Annotated in this window: 3 protein-coding genes; all 3 read left to right on the forward strand. The window is 66.7% G+C overall.

Translation table 11 applies throughout. The annotated features are described in order from the left end of the window. A partial coding sequence (locus FFS27_RS32460; RefSeq protein ID WP_256659897.1) for a DUF2345 domain-containing protein occupies window positions 1–498 on the forward strand: 498 nt, incomplete at its 5' end. 9 nt (window positions 499–507) lie between these two features. After that, window positions 508–1,323: a DUF4123 domain-containing protein gene (locus FFS27_RS32465; RefSeq protein ID WP_021265083.1), complete on the forward strand. Its 816-nt coding sequence runs from the start codon at window positions 508–510 to the stop codon at window positions 1,321–1,323. Continuing rightward, on the forward strand, window positions 1,320–1,697 hold a 378-nt coding region (locus FFS27_RS32470; protein WP_137952540.1), incomplete at its 3' end, for a DUF3304 domain-containing protein. The genes FFS27_RS32465 and FFS27_RS32470, both read left to right, overlap by 4 nt.

A 1,697-nucleotide genomic window follows, 5' to 3' on the forward strand; every position in this document is an offset into this window, starting at 1 on the left:
GTCGGCCACGAACGCCACGACACCGTGGAGGCGAACAGCTACAGCGAGTTCAAGGCCGAGGAGCATCACACCGTGCACGGAGAGCGCAAGGTCGAGCTGAAGGCCGATGACCACCTGACGGTCGGCGACAGCCAGCACGTGAAGCTCGGTCGTGCCTACCTGGCCAAGGCCGGGCGCGAGATCCACCTGAAGGCCGGGCAGAAGATGGTGATCGAGGCCGACAGCGAACTGACGGTGAAGGCCGGCGGCAGCTTCATCCGGCTCGACGCAAGCGGCATCGCCATCAGCGGCCCGCTGGCACGGATCAATGCAGGCGGCGCGCCGGGAAGCGGCTCGGGGATCGCGATCAAGATGCCGCGGGTGCCGGGCATGGCCGACCAGGACAGCCCCGGCGCGCCACCCGAGGCGGTCGCGGCCAACCTGCCGCCGCGACAACCGGTTTGCGAAGAGTGCCTGCTACAGGCGAAGAAAAGAGGCCAGGCGCTCGCCGAGCGCTGAGGAACCGCGATGACGCCGAATCCCCGCCATTGGGCCCGCGAGCTGTGGCAGCGCTCCCGCGATCGCGGCTTGCAGACCCACATCGATGTATTGGTCGATGCCACCGGGCTGGACGACTATCCCTTGCTCGCCGAGCACGCGCGGCAAAGCGATCCTCCGGCGCTGTTCAAATTGCTGGAGCAAACCCCGGAGGCCGCCCTGGCCGGCGAGGGCCCGCTGCTGCTGCGCCTGGAAGACGGCCACGCGGCCTGGCTGGACGAGCTGCTCGAGCGCATCGACTGCCGCCGCCACCTGATGCTCCTGTTCAGCCCCTGGCCGTTGCTGCGCCTGGGCGAGCACCTGCGCAGCTGCACCCAGGCCGAGTGGAACCAGGGCCGTTCCAGCGGCGTGCTGCGTTTCTACGAGCCGGGCCTGTTCATGGCCGTCAGCGACATGCTCGACCCCCGGCAGAGCCGTTACCTGCATGCCCCGGTTTCCAGCTGGCACTGGCTGGACCGCGACGGCCGGCCGAGGGAGCTGGCCGGTCATTACCAGGCCCACGAGACGCCGCCGCTGCAAGCGGCCCTCCGCCTGGAAGCGCACCAAGTCGCCGCCTTGCGCGCCTGGAGCGAGGCCGAAGCCTACCGCCGCGAATACTTCGTGCTGCCCCGCGAGCATGGCCTGGGCGGCCAGGAAAGCCTGCTCCAGCATCTGGTCCAGGCGCACCTGGCCGCCGACCGCCAGGGCTTGCAGGACTTCGACCAGCGCGATGCCTTCGTCGCCCAGTGGCTGCGCGAACAGACCCCCGGCCCCGGCTTTTCCCCGGCGGGAACGAGTCGCGCATGAACGCGCGTGGCATCGGCCTTCCCGCCCTGCTTCCGGGGCCCCTGCTGGCCGCGGGCTGCCAGAGCGGGCCGGACATGCTGGCGGCGCCGGTGATGGGTTACAACCATACGTCCGCGGCGATCAATTGGTTTTCGGTGAATGGGGCGGGTGGACCGCGTTTAGACCCTTATCAGGGGGATGGTAGCCAGGTTTGTTGCGGAGTGATTCCAAAGAAGTGGAATCCAAATTTGAAAGCTGTCGTGGAATGGGAGAAAGATCCCAAACCGCACGCCGCTATAAGGCGAGATAAATATGGACGGCTGGATAAAGATGATTACTTGAGACATGCCTCAAGCTACACCCGACACAAGATGATCGTGGATATACCTAGATAT

This window comes from Pseudomonas sp. 2VD (assembly GCF_005503585.1).
In the GTDB taxonomy this organism is placed as follows: Bacteria; Pseudomonadota; Gammaproteobacteria; order Pseudomonadales; family Pseudomonadaceae; genus Pseudomonas; species Pseudomonas aeruginosa.

Coding starts and splice junctions, on each gene's coding strand:
- FFS27_RS32465 (WP_021265083.1), top strand. CDS start 508: ATGACGCCGAATCCCCGCCATTGGGCCCGCGAGCTGTGGCAGCGCTCC.